The following is a 15,697-nucleotide window of genomic DNA, read 5'->3' on the forward strand; positions in this document are numbered from 1 at the left end:
CATTCATCCCCGGCGGGTTTATGAGCTCAGGCTGAGACCAGCGGCGATCCCGCAACGTCATCGGCAACATCAGGACACACGGCCATTTCTGAGTGTTCCAGACGTCAATAGAAGCTCACTCCCTTTTGATACCTGATTAGCCGCCCGGAGTGCTCCATGCCAGATTACCGCTCGAAAACATCCACCCACGGCCGCAACATGGCCGGCGCCCGCGCACTGTGGCGCGCCACCGGGATGAAAGATGACGACTTCAAGAAGCCGATCATCGCCATTGCCAACTCCTTCACCCAGTTCGTACCGGGTCACGTTCACCTGAAGGACCTGGGTCAACTGGTTGCCCGTGAGATCGAACGCGCTGGCGGCGTTGCAAAAGAATTCAACACCATCGCCGTGGATGACGGCATCGCCATGGGCCACGACGGCATGCTCTATTCGCTGCCGAGCCGCGAGATCATCGCCGACTCCGTCGAATACATGGTCAACGCCCACTGCGCCGACGCCATCGTCTGCATCTCGAACTGCGACAAGATCACCCCCGGCATGCTGATGGCCGCCCTGCGCCTGAACATCCCGGTGATCTTCGTCTCCGGTGGCCCGATGGAAGCCGGCAAGACCAAACTGGCCAGCCACGGTCTCGACCTCGTCGACGCCATGGTGATCGCCGCCGACTCCAGCGCTTCTGACGAGAAGGTTGCCGAGTACGAGCGCAGTGCCTGCCCGACCTGCGGTTCGTGCTCCGGCATGTTCACCGCCAACTCGATGAACTGTTTGACCGAAGCCCTGGGCCTCGCACTGCCGGGCAACGGTTCGACCCTCGCCACACACAGCGACCGCGAACAGCTGTTCCTGCAGGCCGGCCGCACCATCGTCGAGCTGTGCAAACGCTACTACGGCGAGAACGACGAGTCGGTACTGCCGCGCAACATCGCCAACTTCAAGGCGTTCGAGAACGCGATGATGCTCGACATCGCCATGGGCGGTTCGACCAACACCATCCTGCACTTGCTGGCCGCAGCCCAGGAAGCCGAGATCGACTTCGACCTGCGCGACATCGATCGTCTGTCGCGCAAAGTGCCGCAACTGTGCAAGGTCGCGCCGAACATCCAGAAGTACCACATGGAAGACGTGCACCGCGCCGGCGGCATCTTCAGCATCCTCGGTTCGCTGGCCCGTGGCGGCCTGCTGCACACCGACCTGCCGACCGTGCACAGCCGAAGCATGGAAGAAGCCATCGCCAAGTGGGACATCACCCAGACCGACGATGAAGCCGTGCATCATTTCTTCAAGGCAGGCCCGGCCGGCATTCCGACGCAAACCGCGTTCAGCCAGTCGACCCGCTGGGAAACCCTGGACGACGACCGTGAAAACGGCTGCATCCGCAGCTTCGAGCACGCCTATTCGAAAGAAGGCGGCCTGGCCGTGCTGTACGGCAACATCGCCCTGGACGGCTGCGTGGTGAAAACCGCCGGCGTCGACGAGTCGATCCACGTGTTCGAAGGCAACGCGAAGATCTTCGAAAGCCAGGACAGCGCCGTACGCGGCATCCTCGCCGACGAAGTGAAGGAAGGCGACATCGTCATCATTCGCTACGAAGGCCCGAAAGGCGGCCCGGGCATGCAGGAAATGCTCTACCCGACCTCGTACCTGAAATCCAAAGGTCTGGGCAAAGCCTGCGCCCTGCTGACCGACGGCCGTTTCTCCGGCGGCACTTCCGGTCTGTCCATCGGCCATGCTTCGCCAGAGGCTGCGGCCGGCGGCGCGATCGGTCTGGTGCAGGACGGCGACAAGGTGCTGATCGACATTCCGAACCGCTCGATCAACCTGTTGATCAGCGACGAAGAACTGGCGGCACGCCGGGTCGAGCAGGACAAGAAAGGCTGGAAACCGGTCGAACAGCGTCCACGCAAAGTGACCACCGCCCTCAAGGCCTACGCCCTGCTGGCGACCAGTGCCGACAAGGGTGCGGTGCGCAACAAGGCGATGCTCGACGGGCTGTGATGCTTAGCCGTCGCGCATAAAAATGCCCCGCCAAGTGCGGGGCATTTTTTTGCCTGACCGAAATCCCAATGTCACTGCAGATCAAAACTGTGGGAGCGGGCTTGCTCCGGGCGGCGATCCGACGAAAGCGGTGTGTCAGATATACAAATGGTGACTGACACGACGCATTCGTCGGATCGCCGCCCGGAGCAAGCCCGCTCCCACATTGGATCTATGCAGGTTTACTGGATTTCTTCAGGTTTGACGATCACCCAGTTCTTGTCCGCCGTCACCGGCAAACCTTCTTTCGCCTGCGCCGCCGCGTGCTTGGCCATCATGCCCTGGATCTGGGTCATGTATTTGTCCTTGCGGTTGACCCACAGGTGAATGCCGCCCTTGGCCACGTCCACATCGTGGAACAGCATGTAGCCGTCGCTGGTCGGCGTGTCGCCACCCACCAGTACCGGTTTTTTCCACTCGTCGATGTAGGTCAGGATCGCCGCGTGCTTGCCGGCCATCCAGGTCGCCGGGGTCCACAGGTACGGGGTCAGTTCGAGGCCGAGGTTGGCCTTCTCGTCATATTTGCCGGCGGTGATCTGTTTGCGCGCGGTGGTCAGTTCGCCGGTCTCGCGGTTCTTCAGCAACGTGGTCACGCCGATCACGTTCTGCGGTTTGACGTTGTAGCCGTACTTCGGATCGGCCGCGACCATGCGCACCAGTTCTTCGGAGGCGGCGGTCATCACGTAGACCTCGATGCCGTTCTCCATCAGTTTGTTGTACAGCTCTTTCTGGCCGGTGAAGATCTTCGGCGGGTTCACATCCAGGTTCTTGACCACGTCACCTTCGTAATAGGTCGCCGGCACCGGTTTGCCCGAGGCCATCAGCTCATCGACGTAGCCCTTGAGTTCCTTGAGGGTGAAGCCGGAAAACACCTGCGCGACCCATGGATAGCAGACCATGTCGTCGACTTCGCAGAGGCGGTAGTAGTAGCTGAACAGGCTTTCCTTGTGGTCGGCGGTGTCCTTGAACGGCATCAGTTTCAGGGAGGGGTCGAGCTTGTCGCGAGTGATCAGGCCCTTGTTTTCCATGAAGGGCAGCAACGACTCTTCGAGGTCGTAGCGGTAACTGGTGTTGTCCATGTCGAACACCGCGTAGTTACCCTTGTTGGCGTTGGCGGCGATCATCGCATCCAGCGCCTTGGCCTGATCCGCCGGCCAGTGTTTCAGGTCGGTGGCGAATGCCTGAGTGGCCAGGCCCATCCCCACAGTCAGTGCGACAGCCAGAAATTTCGGTGCAAACTTCATTGGCGCTTCTCCCTGGGTCAAAGAAATCGACGCTAACAAATAAATGTGACAGTCCCCGTCTGTCAGCGACCGTCCACGTCCGTTTCGCGCCAGCTGCATCCCCGAGAGCGACACCCGCTTATTCCAAAAACGACGGACGACCTTTGATTTCGGTATTAAATCATTGGAAATCAAACTGTTAGGCTTGCCGGTTCGCAACAGCCCCGGAAGGTTGTTGGCACAGTCTTTTCTGGAGTCCTCATGAATCTGCCCCTGATTCTCAACTTGCTGGTGTTCCTCGCCCTGCTCTTCGGCCTGGCGCAAACCCGTCACACCACCTGGAGCCTGGCGAAAAAAGTCCTGCTCGCGCTGGTGCTGGGCGTGGCATTCGGCGTCGCGCTGCACACGATTTACGGTGCCGGCAACCCGGTGCTGAAAGCCTCGATCGGCTGGTTCGACCTGGTCGGCAACGGTTACGTGCAACTGCTGCAAATGATCGTGATCCCGCTGGTGTTCGCCTCGATCCTCAGCGCCGTGGCCCGTCTGCACAACGCATCGTCGCTGGGCAAGATCAGCTTCCTGACCATCGGCACGCTGCTGTTCACCACAGCCATTGCCGCGCTGATCGGCATCGGCCTGACCAACCTGTTCGGTCTGACCGCCGAAGGTCTGGTCGCCGGCACTCAGGAAATGGCCCGTCTGCAAACCATTCAGACCGACTACGCCGGCAAGGTCGCCGACCTGAATGTGCCGCAACTGCTGCTGTCGTTCATCCCGCAGAACCCGTTCGCCGACCTGGCGCGGGCCAAGCCGACCTCGATCATCAGCGTGGTGATCTTCGCCGCGTTCCTGGGGGTTGCCGCGCTGCAACTGCTCAAGGATGACGTCGAGAAAGGTCAGAAAGTGATCAACGCCATCGACACCCTGCAAGCCTGGGTGATGCGTCTGGTGCGTCTGGTGATGAAGCTGACCCCGTACGGCGTGCTGGCGCTGATGACCAAAGTGGTCGCCGGTTCCAACCTGCAGGACATCATCAAGCTCGGCAGTTTCGTGGTGGTGTCGTACCTCGGTCTGGGCCTGATGTTCGTGGTGCATGGTTTGCTGGTATCGGCGGCCGGGATCAACCCGCTGCGCTTCTTCCGCAAGATCTGGCCGGTGCTGACCTTCGCGTTCACCAGCCGCTCCAGCGCGGCGAGCATTCCGCTGAGCATCGAAGCACAGACCCGTCGTCTGGGCATTCCGCAATCGGTGGCAAGCTTCGCCGCATCGTTCGGTGCGACCATCGGCCAGAACGGCTGCGCCGGTCTGTACCCGGCAATGCTGGCGGTGATGGTTGCGCCAACCGTCGGCATCAACCCGCTGGATCCGCTGTGGATCGCGACGCTGGTGGCGATCGTGACCCTGAGTTCGGCCGGTGTGGCGGGCGTGGGTGGCGGTGCGACCTTCGCCGCGCTGATCGTGCTGCCGGCCATGGGCTTGCCGGTTTCGCTGGTGGCGTTGCTGATTTCGGTCGAGCCGCTGATCGACATGGGTCGTACGGCCCTGAACGTGAGCGGTTCGATCACCGCTGGCGCGATTACCAGCCAGGCGATGCAGCAGACCGACAAAGCACTTCTGGATGCCGATGAGCATGCGGAGCTTGCTCAGGCGTAAGTCTTGATACTGATCGTTCCCACGCTCCTGCGTGGGAATGCAGCCCGTGACGCTCTGCGTCACTGGACGCGGAGCGTCCCTAGAGGCATTCCCACGCAGGAGCGTGGGAACGATCAATTGAGCTAAACCCGCTCCCACACCTCGAAGTTGTAAGCCGGTTTGTCGCCTTCAGCCGGATTCGGCACGTTCGACACCAGTTTCCACTGGTTCAGATCGAACTCCGGAAACCACGCATCGCCTTCCGGGCTCAACGCCACACGGGTCAGATACAGACGATCCGCCTGCGCCAGCCCCTGCGCATACAATTGCGCCCCGCCAATCAGCATCAATTCATCGACGCCCTGCTCTTTCGCCCACGCTTCGGCGCGAACCACGGCGGCTTCCAGCGACGGATAGACTTCCGCGCCTTCCAGCACCAGACCGGTCTGGCGGCTGACCACGATATTCAGACGGCCCGGTAACGGACGACCCAGCGAATCCCAGGTCTTGCGGCCCATGATGATCGGCTTGCCGAGCGTCGTGGCCTTGAAGTATTTGAAGTCCCCCGGCAGGTGCCAGGGCATGCTGTTGTCGACGCCGATCACGCGGTTTTCACCGAGGGCTGCGATCAGGCTGAGGGGGAGTGATTTAGTCATGCCGGCGAGGATACCAGAGCCGCCCTTACCCCGATAAGCGCCACAGCGGTTATGCTCACGGCTCAATCAAGCAACGGGATGCCGCGTGACTGAACTGACTTCACTGCAAAACCTCTGGCTCACCGAAACCGTGCGCCTGCGCGAAGAACACGCAGGCCCGCTGGACGATCTGGAAGCCAATCGCCTGGCCCGCGCGGCCGGCGGCGACCTGCCGAGCCGCATTCAACGCCGTGCCCTGTGGCTGGCCGAGCGCGATGGTCTGACCTCTGCGCTCAAGCACTGGCTGCAAGGTGCGCGTCTGGCGCTGGTGCTGCTGGCGATCTTCGCGGTACTGAGCGGTGCAGGGCTGGCCTTCGCCGCACTGGGCCAGACACCGGTCAATGTGTTCTGGGCCTTGGGCAGTCTGCTCGGGCTGAACCTGATTCTGCTGTTGAGCTGGGTGCTGGGGCTGATCTTCGCTGGCGAACACGGCGCCACTCTCGGCCGCTTGTGGCTGTGGCTCAGTGAAAAACTCGCCCGCGATGCCAAGGCGGCGCAACTGGCGCCGGCCCTGCTGTTGATGCTGCAACGCAAAAAGCTCAATCGCTGGGCGCTCGGTACGCTGGTCAATGACCTGTGGCTGCTGGCGATGTTCAGCGCGCTGGTTCTGCTGCTGACGCTGATGGCTACCCGGCGCTACGGTTTCGTCTGGGAAACCACGATTCTCAGTGCCGACACGTTCATCAACATGACCCAGACCCTCGGCGCATTGCCGGCGCTGCTGGGCTTTAACGTGCCCACTGTCGAAATGATCCGCGCCAGCGGCGACACCGCGCTGAACATCGAAAGTGCCCGTCAGGCCTGGGCGACCTGGCTGGTCGGCGTGCTGGTGGTGTACGGCGTGCTGCCGCGCCTGCTGTTGGCGCTGTTTTGCTTCTGGCGCTGGAACAGCGGCAAAGCGGCATTGCGTCTGGACCTGAACCTGCCCGGTTACGCCCAATTGCGCGAACGCCTGATGCCGACCAGCGAACGCCTCGGCATCACCGACCCTGAGCCTGCGCAATTGCACCGCGTTGAAAGCAGCGTCGGCGAACACGCCAGCGACGGGGCGTTGCTGGTGGCAATCGAACTCGATGATCAACACTCATGGCCACCGACGCTGCCGAAAAACGTCAGCAACGCCGGCATCCTCGACAGTCGTGAATCGCGCAACAAACTGCTCGAACAACTCAGCCGCTTCCCGCCGGCACGCCTCGCGATTGCCTGCGACCCACGGCGCTCGCCAGATCGCGGCAGCCTGGCACTGATCGCCGAGCTGGCGCGCAATGCCGCCGCGACTCGCGTCTGGCTGCTGCAAGCGCCGCAAGGACAAGCGCTGGACGCCGAACGTCTCGGCGACTGGCACGTGGCGCTGCAACAACTCGAACTGCCGTTCGCCGATTGCGCCCCGTTGAACTGGCTGGAGCACGGACATGACTGATGCCTGGAAAGCGCCGTTGAAACTGGCAGTGGTCGGCCACACCAACGTCGGCAAGACTTCGCTGTTGCGCACCCTGACCCGCGACGTCGGCTTCGGCGAAGTCTCCCATCGCCCGAGTACCACGCGGCATGTCGAAGGCGCGCGGTTGTCGGTGGATGGCGAACCGTTGCTCGACCTCTACGACACGCCTGGTCTGGAAGACGCCATCGCTCTGCTGGATTTTCTCGAGCGTCTGGAACGCCCCGGCGAACGCCTCGACGGCCCCGCACGGCTGGCACGGTTTCTCGACGGCAGCGAAGCGCGCCAGCGTTTTGAGCAGGAAGCCAAGGTGCTGCGGCAACTGCTCGATTCCGATGCGGGCCTGTATGTGATCGATGCGCGCGAACCGGTGCTGGCCAAGTACCGCGATGAACTGGAAGTGCTGGCCAGCTGCGGCAAACCGTTGCTGCCGGTGCTGAATTTCGTCAGCAGTGCCAACCACCGCGAGCCGGACTGGCGCGAAGCACTGGCGCGTCTGGGCCTGCATGCGCTGGTACGCTTCGACAGCGTCGCTCCGCCCGAGGACGGCGAGCGGCGGCTGTACGAAAGCCTCGCACTGTTGCTGGAAAACGCCCGCCCACAACTTGAACGATTGATCGCCGATCAACAGGCCCAGCGCCTCGCCCGCGAGCAAAGCGCCGCGCGCCTGATCGCCGAGTTGCTGATCGACTGCGCCGCGTGCCGGCGCAGTGTGGCGAGCAACGCCGAACAGGAACAACAGGCCATCAGCGAACTGCGCAAAGCCGTGCGCCAACGCGAACAACGCTGCGTCGAAGCGCTGCTCAAGCTCTACGCCTTTCGCCCGCAGGACGCCGCCGCCAGTGATCTGCCGCTGCTCGACGGGCGCTGGGGCGATGACCTGTTCAACCCGGAAACCCTCAAGCAGCTCGGCGTGCGGGTCGGTGGCGGGATTGCGGCCGGTGCAGCCGCCGGTGCGGGTGTGGATCTGCTGGTCGGAGGCATCACCCTCGGCGCCGCCGCCCTGGCCGGTGCCATTGCCGGCGGCGCCCTGCAAACCGCCCGCAGCTATGGCAACCGCCTGCTCGGCAAGATCAAAGGGCAGCGGGAACTGACCGTCGACGACAACGTGTTGCGCCTGCTGGCATTGCGTCAACGGCAACTGCTGCAAGCGCTGAATGCCCGAGGCCATGCGGCGCTGGACAGCATTCAGGTGGCGACGCCGCAGGACAAGACCTGGCGCGAAGGCAAGCTGCCGGAGGCGCTGAATATCGCCCGGGCCCACCCGCAATGGTCGTCGCTCAACCCGCATCCGAAACTGAATCAGGCCCAGCGTCAGGAACAGATCGATGAACTGGTCGGCAAGGTCCTCGAACTCTAGAACCAGCCGAGCTTGAGGAACTGTCTGACCAGCGCCGTCACCCGGCTGCGATCGGTGCGATTGGCGCGCCCGTCGTTGTCGACGTCCGAACTCAGGACAACCTCGAAGCGGCCATCGTTATCCAGGTCGTGGACGGCGGCCTTGTAAGCGATGGATTCGCCCTGGTGAAAGTGCAGCCTCACTGACTCCGGCGTTCCATCGCTGCCGGGGTTCAGAGCGAAAATCCGCAGATGCCGCGCGTCCTCATCGGCCACATTTAACCAGGCACATTTCAGATAGGTGCTGGAGAAGCTGCGCAGTTGCGCCACTTCACGGGCCGAGGCTTCGCGCCAATCCTGTTCGCTGTCATGAAAGCGCAGCTGGACACTGTCCCCTGCGCCGCTGCCGGATCGATCCCGGGCAATCACTTTCAAAAAACGCATCCGTGCGCTCCTTCGGCAAAAAACCAGTCTGGGCCGAAGGGGCAACACGCGCCATGCACCGTTTCCCGGCTTGGCGTAAGAAGGTTCAGCGCGCCTCGCGGGACAGCACGGTAAAAGCCTTTTGCTTCAACAGCGCAAGATCCATTACCGGCACCGCCATTTCCTTCGCCAGCTCATCCCACTGGCGCATTCGCAGGCTGACGGCGCACAACGGATCCTGCTCGAACGCATCCGCTTCAGCCTCGGTCATCACCCCGCCCTGATACTCCAGGGTGCGGCGGCTGGCTTCGCTCAAGCGGTCGTAATAGCCCGACTCCCGGAGCGTCAGATAGCGCTTGGCCTGGACGTGATACTCCACCAGCCGCGCCAGGCGTTCGCTGAAGCCGGCCTCACGCAAATAGTCTGCGCCCAGGCGTTCGTGGCTGACCACGCCGTAACCGCCCATGTTCTCCGCGCCTTCGGCACACAAGTGGCCGATGTCGTGGAAGAACGCGGCGAGCACCACTTCGTCGTCGAAGCCTTCGGCGATGGCCAGTTGCGCCGCCTGGGACATGTGTTCGATCTGCGACACCGGTTCGCCGATATAGTCGCTGGCGCCGAAGCGCTCATAGAGGCCGAACACCCGATCGATGACTTGCTCGTGACTCAACATCAGTTCTCTCCAAAAAGCTGTGCAACATTGCGCTCGGCCATGGCCGGGCCGACGCTCATGCCGACGCCGCTGTGCATCAGCGCCACACTCAGCCCGGGCGCCGGACGCAGGAACGAAAACGGCCCCGGCCCCCGGGAACCATAGACACCCTGCCAGCGCTCGACCACCTGCACCTTGCAGCCGAGAGTCTGTTCGGCCAGTTCGAGCATCCAGTTGTCGACCTGCTCGGCGTTGAACGGCGACGGATCGCTGCCGTAATGGTGCGAATCACCGATGATCAGTTCGCCATACGGCGTCGGGCTGATCAGCAGGTGAATGCCGTTTTCCTCCAGGTGCGGTTGTTCGCGCAGGATCTGTGCCTGCACAGCCGCCGCTTCCGGCAAGTCAGCGAAGGCGCCGTAATGCACGCAGCTGAGGCCGGTGAGCAAGGCGTGCTGCAAGTTCAGGTCGATCTGCGGCCGGGCGCGGAGCATTTGCAGGCGGCAGATTTGCGGGTCGAGGGCGGCAATCGGCTCGGCCAACAAGGTCTGATAATCGTGGCCGGAACAGACGATGATCTGCTCGGCGGTGAAAGTGCCGGCAGTGCTTTGCAGCCTCCCTGACTCGACGTCGCGCACCAGCGTCGAGAAGTGAAACTCGACGTCGAGTTCACGGCACAGGTAATTGATCAGCGCCGGAATCGCTTCCCGGGAATACAGCTGTTGATCGTCCATCCCGTGCAGCGCGGCGCGGTGATGGCTGAACTGGCCACCATACAGATCACGCAGCGCGGCACCGCGCAGCAGTTCGACGCGGTACTCATGCTCGACGGCGCGCCCGGCGCAGAAGGCTTCGAGCAAGTGCTCTTCGGCTTCGGTGCGGGCGAACAGGTACGAGCCGTTGCGCTTGAGTTGCAGGCCGGCGAGCTGCGCCCACTGGCCCCAGATGTCGCGGCTGGCCTTGGCCAGTTCCAGCATCGGGCCCGGTGGCTGGCCGGTGACCAGTGCCTGGCCGAAGTTGCGTACCGAGGCGCCGAGTGGCGTGGCGGTGCGTTCGAAAACCGCGACCTTGAGACCGCGCCGTGCAGCGGCCCAGGCGTGGGACAGGCCCAGGATGCCGGCGCCGACGATCAGCAAGTCTTTGTGTTGTGTCATGAAGCTACCTCAATGATCGTTCCCACGCTCTGCGTGGGAATGAATACCGTGACGCTCTGCGTCACAGAGGACGCGGAGCGTCCTTGGCTGCATTCCCACGCGGAGCGTGGGAACGATCGGGTAAGAAGATTTACTTGGCAGCGACTTTCTCGGACTTGCCGTCATAGCGCTTGCGCCATTCGGTCAGGATTTCGTCGCGGTTCTTCGAGGCCCAGGCAAAGTCGTTCTTGATCAGGCGCTGCTCGTAGTCGGCCGGCAGTTCGGTCTGCGGCTTGGCGATGCCCGGCTGTGCAAGAACAGCGAAGTTTTCCTTGTACAGGTCCATCGCCGGGGCGCTGGCGGAGAAGTCGGCCAGTTTCTTCGCAGCTTCTTCGTGTGGCGTGCCTTTGATCACGGCAGTCGCTTCGATCTCCCAGCCCAGGCCTTCCTTCGGCAGGATGATGTCCAGCGGTGCGCCTTGGCGCTTCAGCTGGACGGCCGGGTATTCGAAGGAAATCCCGATCGGGAACTCACCGGCAGCAGCCAGTTTGCAAGGCTTGGAACCGGAGTGAACGTACTGGCCGATGTTCTGGTGCAAGCCGTCCATGTAGGCCCAGCCCTGTTTCTCTCCGAAGGTTTGCAGCCAGGCGCTGACGTCGAGGAAACCGGTGCCGGACGAGGCCGGGTTCGGCATCACGATCTTGCCTTTGTACTCAGGCTTGGTCAGGTCCTGCCAGCTCACCGGTTTGGTCAGGCCCTGCTTCTCGGCCTCGACGGTGTTGAAGCAAATCGTCGCGGCCCAGACGTCCATGCCGACCCAGGCTGGCGGGTTGGCGGCGTCGCGGTAGTTCGCGCCGATCTTGCCCAGATCCTTCGGCGCATAGCTTTGCAGCATGCCTTGCTGATCGAGGATCGCCAGGCTCGACGCCGCCAGGCCCCAGACCGCATCAGCCTGCGGGCGGTCCTTCTCGGCCAGCAGTTTGGCGGTGATGATCCCGGTGGAGTCGCGCACCCACTTGATCTCGACGTCCGGGTTGGCCTTTTCGAAGGCCTCTTTGTAGGACTTCAACTGCTCGGCTTCGAGGGCGGTGTACACCGTCAACTCGGTTTTTGCCGCGAAGGCATTCAGGCTGAAAGTAGCGAGCACAGCAGCGGCCAGGGCCATAGGCTTGAACATGATCGTTTTCCTGTAGGTGAGTTGAGGCGATAGGGACAAGTCGTGGATCAGTGGCCGGGCGCCGTTTGCCGCCAGGCCTGGGAACGGCGCAGCAAGCCGCGCGAAGCCCACGCCAGCAGCAAGGACACGCCCGCCGAGGTGAACAGAATCAGGGTCGACATCGCCGCCGCGCCGCCGACGTTGCCGGCGTCATCCATGTTCAGCACCGCCACCGCTGCGAGGATGGTGTCGGGGCTGTAGAGGAAGATCGCGGCGGACACGGTGGTCATGGCCGAGACGAACAGGTAGCGCACGATGTCCAGCAGCGCCGGCAGGCAGATCGGCACGGTGACCTTCAGGTAATGCCGGTACAGCGGCGCCTTGAGCGACAGCGCGGCGGCTTCGAACTCGGCGTCGAGCTGACGCAGCGCGGTGGTGGCGGTCATCTGCGCGGTGGTCAAATAGTGAGCAATGGTGCAGACGATCAGCAGGGTCATGGTCCCGTACAGCACGTGCAGCGGGTTACCGGTCAGGTTGAAAAAGAAGACGTAACCCAGACCCAGCACCAGCCCCGGCACCGCCATCGGTACGAAACTGAGCATGCGCAGTGTCAGATTCAGCCCGCGCTGGCTGCGGGTCTTTTCCATCAGGTAGGCGCCGGTGAAGATCAGCACGCTGCCGATCAACGCCGTGCCCAGCGCCATCTTCAAACTGTTGCCGTAGGCCAGCCAGCCACCGCCAGCGGTCTCGTTGAACTGGTAGTGGTTGAGCGACAGCGACAGGTTGTACGGCCAGAACTTCACCAGCGACGAGAACACCGCCATGCCGAACACCAGCAGCAACGCGGCGCTGATCAGCAGGACCACGCTGAGATAAAAAGCATCGCGCTTCTTCGACGGCGCCGGTTTGAACACCTGGGCGCGGCCACTCATGGAGTCGCCGTGACGACGACGCAGCCAGGCATCGACCCCGAAGCTGAACAGCGCCGGCAGCAACAGAACCATGCCGATCAACGCGCCGCGACCGAATTGCTGCTGGCCAACCACCGCTTTGTAGGCTTCCAGCGCCAGCACTTGATAGTCGCCACCGACCACCACCGGCACACCGAAATCGGTGATGGTCAGGGTGAACACCAGACAGAACGCGGCGAACACGGCCTGGCGAGTCGCCGGCCAGGTGATGCTCCGGAAGGCTTTCGCAGGGCTCGCCCCCATGCTCGACGCGGCGTCGAACAATCGCGCATCCGCCAGCGACAGGGCTGACAGCAAAATCATTAAGGCGTGTGGGAAGGTGTAGATCACCTCACCCAGAACAATCCCCCAGAAACCGTAGATGTTGTCCGACAGCAGCCCGCGCAACATCCCCTGATTGCCGAACAGATAGACCAGCGCGATCCCCGGCAACATCGACGGCGCCATCAGCGGCAGCAGCGAAATCCCGCGCCAGATGCCTTTTGCGGGAATCAAGGTGCGCTGCAACGCGTAGGCAAATAGGTAGGCCAGCGGTACGACGATCGCCGCGACGCTGAGGGAAACTTTCAGGCTGTTACCGAGCAGCCAGTGGAAATTGTCGCTGCTCACCAGCTCCTTGGCGGCGAGCCAGCCACCGCCCTGCCCGGCTTCGCTGCTAAAGCCGCGCCAGAAGATCGCCAGCAATGGCAACAGCACCGCCACACCTAGCAGCACCAGCAGCAGGAGTTTGCCGCCGAGGACGAAGATCCGGTCGCCGACCTCGGCCCCGGACACCTGCCGCGCCTGCTTTTGCGGTAGCGGCAGTGCGAGGTTGCTGTTCATCAGGCAAACACCTGCAGGCTGCGTGGCGGCAAGGCGACCATGATCTGCTGGGCGCCGAGGCGCGGCATGGCTTCCGGTGCCAGTTCAGCGAGCAAGGCGTGACCGGGCAATTGATCGAGCTCGAAGCTCATGCGGCAGCGGTTGCCGAGGAAAGTGATCTCGCGAACCTTGGCCGGGAACAGGTTTTCCTCGTGTACCAACGGATTGACGTTGATCGCTTCCGGGCGGCAGAACAGCCGGCCCGACGGGCTGTGGACGCTGCCGTCAGCCAGTCGCAGGTTCATCCCGCCGACCTTGGCGTGGCTGTCGCTGCTGCGCTGGAACGGCAGCCAGTTGCCCTGGCCGACAAACTCGGCCACGAACGGCGTGGCCGGGCGGTTGTAGATTTCCTGCGGGGTGGCGTACTGCTCGACCTTGCCGTTGTTCATCACGGCGATGCGGTCGGCCATCAGCATGGCTTCGTCCTGATTGTGGGTGACCATCAGGGTGGTGATGCCGAGGTTGCGTTGCAGCTGGCGCAGCTCGGTGCACAGATGCTCGCGGACCCGGGCGTCGAGGGCCGACATCGGTTCGTCGAGCAACAGCAGCGACGGTGCCGGTGCCAGAGCGCGGGCCAGTGCCACCCGTTGCTGTTGGCCGCCGGACAACTGGCCCGGGTACTTTTTCTCACTGCCGGTGAGGCCGACCAGTTCCAGCATCTGACCGACGCGACGGCGCACTTCATCGCGACCGCTACCGGCGAGGCCGTAGGCAATGTTCGCTTCGACGGTCAGATTGGGAAACAGCGCGTAGGACTGGAACAGAATGCCGTAGTCCCGAGCCTGGGGCGCGAGGTGGGAAACGTCGCGCTCGCCGAGGTACAACTCGCCGCTGTCCTGCTTTTCCAGACCGGCGATGCAACGCAGCAGCGTGGTCTTGCCACAACCCGACGGGCCGAGCAGGCACACCAGCTCACCAGCCGCGACATCGAGGGAGACGTTATCCAGCGCCGTGAAAGCGCCGAAGCGCTTCTGCACGCCGCGCACTTTCATCGGTGCGCCGGGGTTGGTCAGGGCAGTTGCGATTGCAGGGTTCATGGACAGGCCTCATCAAGCAGATGAGACGAATCCTAGAGTTGTAATGCGTCGGTCATATGGCAACAAGGCAAAATCGACCGATAGTGGTATTCAGGGATTTTGGTTCCCCGCGGATCGCGGATCGTTCCCACGCTCTGCGTGGGAATGCCTCAACGGACGCTCCGCGTTCGGATCTGGAAAGGACGCGGAGCGTCCCGGGCTGCATTCCCACGCGGAGCGTGGGAACGATCATTAAGCGGGGGACATTTCCTGCGCCAGTCCGAGAAACGCTGCCGGCAAGCGGGCATTCTTGCGTTCCTTGAGGCAGTAGAGGTATTCGGGAATCTGCGGCGCATTCTCCAGGGTCAGCACCCGCAACTGCGGATCGTGCGGCACTTCCTGGCGGGCGATGATGCTGATGCCGATGTTGCGCAGCACCGCCTCGCGGATCGACTCACGGCTGCCGATCTCCAGCAACGGGCCGAAACTGACGCCGGCGCTGGCCAGCAATTCTTCGGTGAGGCGACGGGTGGTCGAGCCGGATTCACGCATCAGCAAGGTATGCCCGGCCAGCGCACTCAGCGTCACATGGTCGTGCGCCGCCAGCGGATGATTGCGATGCACTGCCAGCACCAGCGGATCGCTGCCGAGCACCCGGCGGATCAGCCGTGCATCGTCGAGCAATTGCGACGACGCCGCGACATCCACCCGGTAATCCTCCAGCGCTTCGAGCACTTGCTGCGAGTTGCCGATTTCCACCGAGACTTCCACCTGCGGCAGGCGCTCGCGGAAGGTCTTCACCAGATCGAGGATGTAATACGGCGCGGTGGCGGCGATGCGCAGCGTGCCCTGCACCTGGCCGCTGTTGCGCAGGAAGAACTCGATATCGGCTTCCTGCTGCAACAAGGCTTTGACCATCGGCAACAGCCGCGCGCCTTCGTCGCTGACACTCAGGCGTCGGCCGCCACGGTAGAACAGCTCCACCGAATACTGGCTTTCCAGATTGCGGATCTGGGTGGTCACGGTCGGTTGGCTGAGGCCGAGCTTTTTCGCCGCCAGCGTGATGCTGCCCAGGCGGGCCACCATGTAAAACGCTTTCAGCTCGGCACTCAGCACAACCGT

The 15,697-nt window shown here is 62.9% G+C and carries 13 protein-coding genes; 4 read left to right on the forward strand and 9 right to left on the reverse strand.

The window, feature by feature from the left end; genetic code table 11:
- Positions 1–156: 156 nt before the first annotated feature.
- Positions 157–1,998: a dihydroxy-acid dehydratase gene (gene ilvD, locus AC1RT4_RS07705; protein WP_011336405.1), complete on the forward strand. Its 1,842-nt coding sequence runs from the start codon at positions 157–159 to the stop codon at positions 1,996–1,998.
- Between the two features lie 221 nt (positions 1,999–2,219).
- Here ilvD and AC1RT4_RS07710 read toward each other — a convergent pair whose 3' ends face one another.
- Complete coding sequence (locus AC1RT4_RS07710; RefSeq protein WP_085605918.1) at positions 2,220–3,281, reverse strand: HAD family hydrolase; 1,062 nt, start codon at positions 3,279–3,281, stop codon at positions 2,220–2,222.
- 240 nt (positions 3,282–3,521) lie between these two features.
- Here AC1RT4_RS07710 and AC1RT4_RS07715 point away from each other — a divergent pair, with 240 nt between their 5' ends.
- Complete coding sequence (locus AC1RT4_RS07715; protein ID WP_493084781.1) at positions 3,522–4,913, forward strand: L-cystine transporter; 1,392 nt, start codon at positions 3,522–3,524, stop codon at positions 4,911–4,913.
- A gap of 122 nt (positions 4,914–5,035) precedes the next feature.
- Here the strand turns inward: AC1RT4_RS07715 and AC1RT4_RS07720 are convergent, their stop codons facing one another.
- Positions 5,036–5,548, reverse strand: coding sequence for a dihydrofolate reductase (locus tag AC1RT4_RS07720; protein WP_493084783.1), 513 nt, complete (start codon positions 5,546–5,548; stop codon positions 5,036–5,038).
- Positions 5,549–5,633: 85 nt separating this feature from the next.
- Between AC1RT4_RS07720 and AC1RT4_RS07725 the strand changes: the two genes are divergently transcribed.
- Both AC1RT4_RS07725 and AC1RT4_RS07730 read left to right on the forward strand, forming a co-directional pair.
- Complete coding sequence (locus tag AC1RT4_RS07725) at positions 5,634–7,007, forward strand: DUF2868 domain-containing protein (protein WP_493084785.1); 1,374 nt, start codon at positions 5,634–5,636, stop codon at positions 7,005–7,007.
- Positions 7,000–8,385 (forward strand): GTPase/DUF3482 domain-containing protein, encoded by a 1,386-nt coding sequence (locus AC1RT4_RS07730; protein ID WP_011336410.1) that lies wholly within the window; start codon positions 7,000–7,002, stop codon positions 8,383–8,385. The genes AC1RT4_RS07725 and AC1RT4_RS07730 overlap by 8 nt, the downstream gene beginning before the upstream one ends.
- Here AC1RT4_RS07730 and AC1RT4_RS07735 read toward each other — a convergent pair.
- The 7 genes from AC1RT4_RS07735 to AC1RT4_RS07765 form a co-directional block, all read right to left on the reverse strand.
- Positions 8,382–8,807: a hypothetical protein gene (locus tag AC1RT4_RS07735; RefSeq protein ID WP_493084787.1), complete on the reverse strand. Its 426-nt coding sequence runs from the start codon at positions 8,805–8,807 to the stop codon at positions 8,382–8,384. The genes AC1RT4_RS07730 and AC1RT4_RS07735 overlap by 4 nt on opposite strands.
- 85 nt (positions 8,808–8,892) lie before the next feature.
- On the reverse strand, positions 8,893–9,459 hold the full coding sequence (locus AC1RT4_RS07740) for a phosphonate degradation HD-domain oxygenase (protein ID WP_493084789.1): 567 nt from the start codon (positions 9,457–9,459) through the stop codon (positions 8,893–8,895).
- Positions 9,459–10,592 (reverse strand): TIGR03364 family FAD-dependent oxidoreductase, encoded by a 1,134-nt coding sequence (locus AC1RT4_RS07745; RefSeq protein ID WP_493084791.1) that lies wholly within the window; start codon positions 10,590–10,592, stop codon positions 9,459–9,461. Before AC1RT4_RS07745 ends, AC1RT4_RS07740 begins: the two co-directional genes overlap by 1 nt.
- A gap of 130 nt (positions 10,593–10,722) precedes the next feature.
- A complete protein-coding gene (locus tag AC1RT4_RS07750; protein ID WP_064600170.1) occupies positions 10,723–11,748 on the reverse strand; it encodes a putative 2-aminoethylphosphonate ABC transporter substrate-binding protein in 1,026 nt (341 codons plus the stop codon).
- 47 nt (positions 11,749–11,795) lie between these two features.
- A complete protein-coding gene (locus AC1RT4_RS07755; RefSeq protein WP_493084793.1) occupies positions 11,796–13,520 on the reverse strand; it encodes a putative 2-aminoethylphosphonate ABC transporter permease subunit in 1,725 nt (574 codons plus the stop codon).
- A complete protein-coding gene (locus AC1RT4_RS07760; protein ID WP_007953451.1) occupies positions 13,520–14,596 on the reverse strand; it encodes a putative 2-aminoethylphosphonate ABC transporter ATP-binding protein in 1,077 nt (358 codons plus the stop codon). Before AC1RT4_RS07760 ends, AC1RT4_RS07755 begins: the two co-directional genes overlap by 1 nt.
- 231 nt (positions 14,597–14,827) lie before the next feature.
- Positions 14,828–15,691, reverse strand: a complete 864-nt coding sequence (locus AC1RT4_RS07765) for a LysR family transcriptional regulator (protein ID WP_007953452.1) — start codon at positions 15,689–15,691, stop codon at positions 14,828–14,830.
- Positions 15,692–15,697 lie beyond the last annotated feature (6 nt).

The sequence above is a fragment of the Pseudomonas sp. GW821-FHT11D10 genome (assembly GCF_058808435.1).

Excerpts from the sequence above, each read along its gene's own strand:
- AC1RT4_RS07755 (WP_493084793.1), bottom strand. The coding sequence starts at position 13,520 with ATGAACAGCAACCTCGCACTGCCGCTACCGCAAAAGCAGGCGCGGCAG.
- AC1RT4_RS07750 (WP_064600170.1), bottom strand. The coding sequence starts at position 11,748 with ATGTTCAAGCCTATGGCCCTGGCCGCTGCTGTGCTCGCTACTTTCAGC.
- AC1RT4_RS07745 (WP_493084791.1), bottom strand. The coding sequence starts at position 10,592 with ATGACACAACACAAAGACTTGCTGATCGTCGGCGCCGGCATCCTGGGC.
- AC1RT4_RS07740 (WP_493084789.1), bottom strand. The coding sequence starts at position 9,459 with ATGTTGAGTCACGAGCAAGTCATCGATCGGGTGTTCGGCCTCTATGAG.
- AC1RT4_RS07760 (WP_007953451.1), bottom strand. The coding sequence starts at position 14,596 with ATGAACCCTGCAATCGCAACTGCCCTGACCAACCCCGGCGCACCGATG.
- AC1RT4_RS07730 (WP_011336410.1), top strand. The coding sequence starts at position 7,000 with ATGACTGATGCCTGGAAAGCGCCGTTGAAACTGGCAGTGGTCGGCCAC.
- AC1RT4_RS07735 (WP_493084787.1), bottom strand. The coding sequence starts at position 8,807 with ATGCGTTTTTTGAAAGTGATTGCCCGGGATCGATCCGGCAGCGGCGCA.
- AC1RT4_RS07715 (WP_493084781.1), top strand. The coding sequence starts at position 3,522 with ATGAATCTGCCCCTGATTCTCAACTTGCTGGTGTTCCTCGCCCTGCTC.
- AC1RT4_RS07720 (WP_493084783.1), bottom strand. The coding sequence starts at position 5,548 with ATGACTAAATCACTCCCCCTCAGCCTGATCGCAGCCCTCGGTGAAAAC.
- AC1RT4_RS07710 (WP_085605918.1), bottom strand. The coding sequence starts at position 3,281 with ATGAAGTTTGCACCGAAATTTCTGGCTGTCGCACTGACTGTGGGGATG.
- ilvD (WP_011336405.1), top strand. The coding sequence starts at position 157 with ATGCCAGATTACCGCTCGAAAACATCCACCCACGGCCGCAACATGGCC.